Below are 7,048 nucleotides of genomic sequence, written 5' to 3'. Positions count from 1 at the left end.
GGGCGGGGCGGGAGCCGCGGGCGGCCGGTAGGCGGCGGGCAGGTCCCGGATGAAGGCCTCCAGCTCGCCCACCGTCTTGGCGTGCAGTACACCGTCCACGCGCTCGGCGTGCTCGTCGGCGGTCAGCCGGCCCTCGGCCAGGGCCTCGCGGAGGATGTCGGCGACCCGGTCGCGGTCGGCGTCCGAGGCGCGCAGCTCGGCCGGGGGCGTGGGTGCGGTCTGCTTGTGAAGGTCCACCACGGCAGCGTACCGAAACACGATAGATCGCGACAGCCCTGACTGAGCGCCACCTCACAGCATCACGGCCGGCGGCAGGTTCTACGCTGGACAGGCTCGCCAGCGTCGGCGGGCCGCCGTCCGTCAGAGTGAGGAATGGGCTGAGATGCCGGAGTTCGCGTACACCGATCTGCTTCCCCAGGGAGAAGACACCACCCCGTACCGGCTGGTCACGTCGGAGGGCGTCTCCACCGTGGAGGGCCCGGACGGCCGGACGTTCCTCAAGGTGGAGCCGGAGGCGCTGCGCAAGCTGGCCGAGGAGGCCATCCACGACATCCAGCACTACCTGCGCCCGGCCCACCTGGCGCAGCTGCGCCGGATCATCGACGACCCCGGGGCCAGCGCCAACGACAAGTTCGTGGCGCTCGACCTGCTGAAGAACGCGAACATCGCGGCGGCCGGCGTGCTGCCCATGTGCCAGGACACCGGCACGGCGATCGTCATGGGCAAGCGCGGGCAGAACGTGCTGACGGCGGGCGAGGACGAGAAGCACCTCTCGCACGGCATCTTCGACGCCTACACCAAGCTCAACCTGCGCTACTCGCAGATGGCTCCGCTCACCATGTGGGAGGAGAAGAACACCGGCTCCAACCTGCCGGCCCAGATCGAGCTGTACGCGACCGACGGCGGCGCCTACAAGTTCCTGTTCATGGCCAAGGGCGGCGGCTCGGCCAACAAGTCCTTCCTGTACCAGGAGACCAAGGCCGTCCTGAACGAGTCCTCCATGATGAAGTTCCTGGAGGAGAAGATCCGTTCGCTCGGTACGGCCGCCTGCCCGCCGTACCACCTGGCGATCGTGGTCGGCGGCACCAGCGCGGAGTTCGCGCTGAAGACCGCGAAGTACGCCTCCGCGCACTACCTGGACAACATGCCGGCCGAGGGCTCGCCGCTCGGCCACGGCTTCCGGGACAAGGAGCTGGAGGAGAAGGTCTTCGAGCTGACGCAGAAGATCGGCATCGGCGCGCAGTTCGGCGGCAAGTACTTCTGCCACGACGTGCGCGTGGTCCGGCTGCCCCGGCACGGCGCGTCCTGCCCGGTCGCCATCGCCGTCTCCTGCTCCGCCGACCGCCAGGCGCTGGCGAAGATCACCCCCGAGGGCGTCTTCCTGGAGCAGCTGGAGACCGACCCGGCGCGCTTCCTGCCGGACACCACGGACGAGCACCTGGACGAGTCGTCCGACGTGGTGAGGATCGACCTGAACCAGCCGATGGACACGATCCTCGCCGAGCTGACCAAGTACCCGGTCAAGACCCGGCTGTCGCTGACCGGTCCGCTGGTCGTGGCCCGTGACATCGCGCACGCCAAGATCAAGGAGCGGCTGGACGCGGGCGAGGAGATGCCGCAGTACCTGAAGGACCACCCGGTGTACTACGCCGGCCCGGCCAAGACCCCCGAGGGGTACGCCTCCGGTTCCTTCGGCCCGACCACCGCCGGCCGCATGGACTCCTACGTGGAGCAGTTCCAGGCGGCGGGCGGCTCGAAGGTGATGCTCGCCAAGGGCAACCGCAGCAAGCAGGTCACCGACGCGTGCGCGGCGCACGGCGGCTTCTACCTCGGCTCCATCGGCGGCCCGGCCGCCCGCCTGGCCCAGGACTGCATCAAGAAGGTGGAGGTCCTGGAGTACGAGGAGCTGGGCATGGAGGCCGTCTGGAAGATCGAGGTCGAGGACTTCCCGGCGTTCGTCGTGGTGGACGACAAGGGCAACGACTTCTTCCAGGACCCGGCCCCCCAGCCGACGTTCACCACCATTCCGGTTCGGGGCCCCGGGCTGGCCTGACCGTCCCTCCGAGCCGCACGGACCCCTCGGCGCCGCCGGGGGTCCGCTGTCGTCCCGTGGGGTGGCGCCAGGAGCCCGCGCTCCCGTGTCCGGAAACCGCCGGTCCGCTCCCGCCGCGGCCGGCGACGGCGCAAGCCGGGCAAGCCCCACGCCGGCGAGGGACGACCGGCCGCGGGAAACCGGGACTCAACCGCCGTGCAGGGCGTTGACGGGAAGGTCCGGTCCGACGAGTCCCCCCGCCGCGGACCGCCTGAGCGACTCGTCCGGCAGGCCGGCGCCGCCGCAGTGCTGGTACGAGGTGCCGAGAGGGAGTTGTGCGAGGTTGCCGCCGAGCCCGGCGGAGTGGGCAGTGGTGCCCACGGACCGCGTCAGGTGGTGCAGGGTCACGCACGTGTTGCCGAACACAGGGCTGCCGATGGCGCCGATGCCACCGGCGAATGCCGCAACGGCGGTGCCGCGTCCGGCCCCGGGTGCCGCTGAGGCGATGCCCAGCGCAGGCGACGTCCTGCGAGGATTCACGACCCGGCAACGACACCGCATCACGCAGGACACGGGCTCGCGAGCCATCTGCCTTGGCGTCCGGCGGCGCGGGGCAGCCCGTTCCTCCTCCTGCCGTGGGGCAGGGCCCGGTCGCGGTGGCCGCCCCGGTGTGGGCGCGGCGCACCGCTCGCGGGCTGCCGTCCGGCCGAGGGGCCCGGCGGGGCGTCAGCTGAAGCGCTGGGCCGCCGAGCCGTCGCAGGCCTGGAGCCCGACCCGCTCCTTCGCCGCCGTCAGGGTCAGGCACAGGTTCGGTGCCGCCGCCGGGCGGAGGGTGCCCGACTGGCGGACGAACCGCTGGTTGGCGCCGCCGTGGCAGTTCCACAGGACCAGTCCCGTACCGGCGGTGTAGGAGCCGCCCGGCACGTCCAGGCAGCGGTCGTGGGTCAGCTCCGAGTGCAGCGCGCCCCGCCCGGTGTCGTACCACCAGCCCTGGTTGCGGCCCCCGTGGCAGTCCCAGCCGATGACCTCCGTGCCGTCGGCGCTCGCCCCGCCCGAGGCGTCGAGGCAGGCGCCGGTGGCCTTGCCGGTCAGCGGGCGGAACGCGTCGTCCCAGGCGCCCGGGTACAGCTCGGGCGTGCCGGTGCTCGCCGGGTCGGCGCACCCCGCCTCGCGCAACCCGGAGTCGTAGAACCGGGTCAGACACGCGGCGAAGGCGGCGTGCCCGCGGACGTTGGGGTGGAAGGACTGCCGTACCGAGTTGGCGTCCGGCGGGAAGGGGTTCGTCACGTCGACGTACAGGCCCCGCGCCCAGGTGTCCTCCATGCAGACCTCGTGGCCGTGGAAGAGCCGGGAGTCGTCCAGGTAGGAGGCGCCGCTGCGCCGGGCGGCCTCGCGCATGCCGCGTTCGAAGAGCGGGACGGCGCTGTCGCGGCCCCAGGCGCTGTCGGAGTCGTAGCCGGTGCAGCCGCCCGGGAGCTTGCCCGGGAAACCGGGGTTGTCGTGGATGTCGGGGCCGATGGGGCTCGGGTAGCCCATGAGGACCAGCTTGTAGTCGCCGTCGGCGTAGCCCGCGTCCCGCATCACCGTCTTCAGGTCGGCGACGGTGGCCTCCACCTTGGGCACGAGCGCGTCCACCCGGGCCTGCCAGCCGGGCGCGTACTTCGGCTCGCAGGCCCCCTGGAGGGTGAGGTAGCGGGTGACGCAGTCGGTCATCACGGGCCCGAACTGGAGGTCGTCGTTGGCGCCGGCGACGAGGACGATCATCTTGATCCGGGTGGTGCGGGCCTTGACGGCGAGGCTGTCGCTCTGGACGAGTTCGTCGGCGTACTGCCTGGTGCCGCCGATGCGGATGTTGCCGGTGTAGGCGCCCGAGCAGGCGACGTTGTAGGTGACGTCGGCCGGGATGCCGGTGCGGTGGATGGCGGCCTGGGGTGAGCGGTGGCACCAGTTGTCCGGGCCGTCGGTGCCCGGTTCGTAGGAGCCGGTGCCCTCGCCGGATATCTCGCTGTCACCCAGGGAGATGAGCGAGGTCTTGCGGTCGGCGAGGGGCCGCTGGGCCGGGTCGCCGTAGAGGGCGGTGGCCTCGGCGGCCCGGACGCGTTCCAGGTCGGGCGGGAGCGGGGTGGCCGCCGCGGCGGCGGGGGCCGCGTGGGCGGTGGGGGCCGCGAGGCCCGCGAACACGGTGGCGGCCGTCGCGACAGCGGCGGCCGTACCTCTGATCCTGGACCCGATGGATCCGACGCGTTTCATGACGCCTCCCGGAAGCAGGTGTTACCTCCGGTATTTACTGGCGGGTAGTCAGATGGGGAATAGGCGGGACGCGACACGTGCTCATGTTTTCGGAGGTACGACGATGACGACCGAAGAGCCGCAGTACCGGATCGAGCACGACTCGATGGGCGAGGTCCGGGTCCCGGCCCATGCCAAGTGGCGCGCGCAGACCCAGCGCGCCGTCGAGAACTTCCCCGTCTCCGGCCAGCGCCTGGAACGCGCCCACATCGAGGCCCTGGCCCGCGTCAAGGCGGCGGCGGCCAAGGTGAACGCCGAGCTGGGCGTGCTGGACGAGGACATCGCGGGGGCGATCCAGGAGGCGGCCGCGGAGGTCGCCGCCGGCCGCTGGGACGAGCACTTCCCGGTGGACGTCTTCCAGACCGGCTCCGGCACCTCGTCCAACATGAACACCAACGAGGTCATCGCGACGCTGGCCACCGAGCGGCTCGGCCGTGACGTGCACCCCAACGACCACGTCAACGCCTCGCAGTCGTCCAACGACGTCTTCCCCTCCTCGATCCACATCGCGGCCACCGCCGCCGTCACCCACGATCTGATCCCGGCCCTGGAGCACCTGGCCGCGGCCCTGGAGCGCAAGTCCGCCGAGTTCGCGGACGTGGTGAAGTCAGGGCGGACCCACCTGATGGACGCCACCCCCGTCACCCTCGGCCAGGAGTTCGGCGGGTACGCGGCGCAGGTCCGGCACGGCGTCGAGCGCCTGTACGCGTCCCTGCCCCGCCTGGCCGAACTGCCGCTGGGCGGCACGGCGGTGGGCACCGGCATCAATACCCCGCCCGGCTTCTCCGCCGCCGTCATCGCGGAGGTCGCCCGGGTCACCGGACTGCCGCTCACCGAGGCCCGTGACCACTTCGAGGCCCAGGGCGCCCGCGACGGCATCGTGGAGACCAGCGGGCAGCTGCGGACCATCGCGGTCGGCCTGACGAAGATCGCCAACGATCTGCGCTGGATGTCCTCCGGCCCGCGCACCGGTCTGGCCGAGATCCGGCTGCCCGACCTCCAGCCCGGCTCCTCGATCATGCCGGGCAAGGTCAACCCGGTCGTCCCCGAGGCCGTGCTGATGGTCGCCGCGCAGGTCATCGGCAACGACACCACCATCACCACCGCCGGCGCGGCGGGCAACTTCGAGCTGAACGTGATGCTCCCGGTCCTCGCCAAGAACGTCCTGGAGTCGATCCGGCTGCTCGCCAACGCCTCCCGGCTGCTGGCCGACCGCACCATCGACGGCATCACCGCCGACCGCGAACGCGCCCGCGAGTACGCCGAGTCGTCGCCCTCCGTCGTCACCCCGCTGAACAAGTACATCGGTTACGAGGAGGCCGCGAAGGTCGCCAAGAAGTCCCTCGCCGAGCGCAGGACGATCCGCGAAGTCGTCCTGGAGAGCGGGTACGTGGAGCGCGGCGACCTGACGCTCGAACAGCTCGACGAGGCGCTGGACGTCCTGCGGATGACGCGTCCTTGACCGCGGCGAACGTTTCCGGCCACCCGGGGCGGCCGTGACGCGCGCCGCAGCGTCGTATGCCGGGGGCACCTAAAATCTGTCCATGACGGACGACGGAGCGATGGCACGAGTGACGGCGGGAGCGGCGGCGCACTGGACCCCGGGGACCCATATCCTGTGGCGCTACCGGGAGAACGGGGGCGAGCAGTTCCACATCGCCCGGCCCGTCACCGTCGTACGTGACGACGCCGACCTGCTGGCGGTGTGGCTGGCCCCCGGCACCGAGTGCGTGAGGCCGGTCCTGGCCGACGGCACGCCCGTGCACCGGGAGCCGCTGGAGTCCCGCTACACCAAGCCGCGCACGGTGCACCGGGACCGCTGGTTCGGCACGGGCGTGCTGAAGCTGGCCCAGCCGGGCCGGCCCTGGTCGGTGTGGCTGTTCTGGGAGCCCGGCTGGCGGTTCAAGAACTGGTACGTCAACCTGGAGCAGCCGCTCGCGCGTTGGGCGGGCGGGGTGGACTCCGAGGACCACTTCCTGGACATCACCGTGGAGCCGGACCGCAGTTGGCGCTGGCGGGACGAGGACGAGTTCGCGCAGGCCCAGCGGGACGGGCTGATGGACCCGGCGACCGCCGAACGGGTGCGGGCGGCGGGCCGGGACGCGGTCGACGTGATCCGCGCGTGGGGACCGCCGTTCCCGGACGGCTGGCAGAACTGGCGCCCGGATCCCTCCTGGGGAGTACCTTCTCTACCCGAGGACTGGGACCGCACGCCCGCGCATGTGTCCTCATGAGACTCTTGATGCGCCCCCGGGCGAGAAACGTAGGATCGTCCTCCGCAAGGGCGCGTGAACGCAACTACCGGAGCATGCGCCGGGGCTGACCGATCGTCACCGAGGGACGGCAGGACGTGAGCGAGGGGTATCAGGGCACCACCACGAAGGCCGGCCCCACGGGAATTCCGTTCCCTGGGCACGTATTGCGGGTATCGGGACTTCGGCGGGACCAACTGCGCGCCCGGCGCATCCGGCGCGCAGCCCCGGACGGACGGATGCGACACGCGTGACGGAGCAGCCCACCTCCATCGAGCGCCCCCAGCCGGGCGCCGACCCCGCGGAGGCCCGCGGGGCGTTCCTGTGTGCCCCGGAGCCATCCGCGCGGCAACCCGTCGAGCCGGCCTTACCCGCGCAGGCCCGTGCCGACACCACGCCCGCCGGCCCGGGTACGGCCACGCCCCGTGGCAAGGGAAAGGACGGCATGGGGAAGGAGCACCCGGTGGGCGGCCCC

The 7,048-nt window shown here is 71.9% G+C and carries 6 protein-coding genes and 1 pseudogene; 4 read left to right on the top strand and 3 right to left on the bottom strand.

The genetic code is table 11. The features are described 5' to 3' along the window. Positions 1-237 (bottom strand): DUF1707 domain-containing protein (locus tag H5J33_RS18180; RefSeq protein WP_181795993.1); only part of this gene is annotated, 237 nt, incomplete at its 3' end. 145 nt (positions 238-382) lie between these two features. Between H5J33_RS18180 and H5J33_RS18175 the strand changes: the two genes are divergently transcribed. Next, positions 383-2,053, top strand: coding sequence for a fumarate hydratase (locus H5J33_RS18175; RefSeq protein ID WP_181795992.1), 1,671 nt, complete (start codon positions 383-385; stop codon positions 2,051-2,053). 186 nt (positions 2,054-2,239) lie between these two features. Here the strand turns inward: H5J33_RS18175 and H5J33_RS18170 are convergent, their stop codons facing one another. Then, on the bottom strand, positions 2,240-2,458 hold the full coding sequence (locus tag H5J33_RS18170) for a hypothetical protein (RefSeq protein ID WP_181795991.1): 219 nt from the start codon (positions 2,456-2,458) through the stop codon (positions 2,240-2,242). 300 nt (positions 2,459-2,758) lie between these two features. Next, a complete protein-coding gene (locus H5J33_RS18165; protein WP_181795990.1) occupies positions 2,759-4,282 on the bottom strand; it encodes a ricin-type beta-trefoil lectin domain protein in 1,524 nt (507 codons plus the stop codon). Between the two features lie 103 nt (positions 4,283-4,385). Between H5J33_RS18165 and H5J33_RS18160 the strand changes: the two genes are divergently transcribed. The 3 genes and pseudogenes from H5J33_RS18160 to H5J33_RS36775 form a co-directional block, all read left to right on the top strand. Then, positions 4,386-5,783: an aspartate ammonia-lyase gene (locus tag H5J33_RS18160; RefSeq protein ID WP_181795989.1), complete on the top strand. Its 1,398-nt coding sequence runs from the start codon at positions 4,386-4,388 to the stop codon at positions 5,781-5,783. A gap of 82 nt (positions 5,784-5,865) precedes the next feature. Further along, positions 5,866-6,555, top strand: a complete 690-nt coding sequence (locus tag H5J33_RS18155; protein ID WP_181795988.1) for a DUF402 domain-containing protein — start codon at positions 5,866-5,868, stop codon at positions 6,553-6,555. A 268-nt stretch (positions 6,556-6,823) separates the two neighbouring features. Next, positions 6,824-7,048 (top strand): annotated as a pseudogene (locus tag H5J33_RS36775) (serine/threonine protein phosphatase); the annotation flags it as partial.

It is taken from the genome of Streptomyces sp. WELS2 (assembly GCF_013870595.1).
Taxonomy (GTDB): domain Bacteria; phylum Actinomycetota; class Actinomycetes; order Streptomycetales; family Streptomycetaceae; genus Streptomyces.
The sequence above is the reverse complement of the archived record's forward strand: the minus strand, read 5'-3'. Positions and strand labels throughout refer to the sequence as shown.

Bases quoted from the DNA above. Each gene is read 5' to 3' on its own strand.
- H5J33_RS18155 (WP_181795988.1), top strand. From the start codon at position 5,866: ATGACGGACGACGGAGCGATGGCACGAGTGACGGCGGGAGCGGCGGCG.
- H5J33_RS18160 (WP_181795989.1), top strand. From the start codon at position 4,386: ATGACGACCGAAGAGCCGCAGTACCGGATCGAGCACGACTCGATGGGC.
- H5J33_RS18165 (WP_181795990.1), bottom strand. From the start codon at position 4,282: ATGAAACGCGTCGGATCCATCGGGTCCAGGATCAGAGGTACGGCCGCC.
- H5J33_RS18175 (WP_181795992.1), top strand. From the start codon at position 383: ATGCCGGAGTTCGCGTACACCGATCTGCTTCCCCAGGGAGAAGACACC.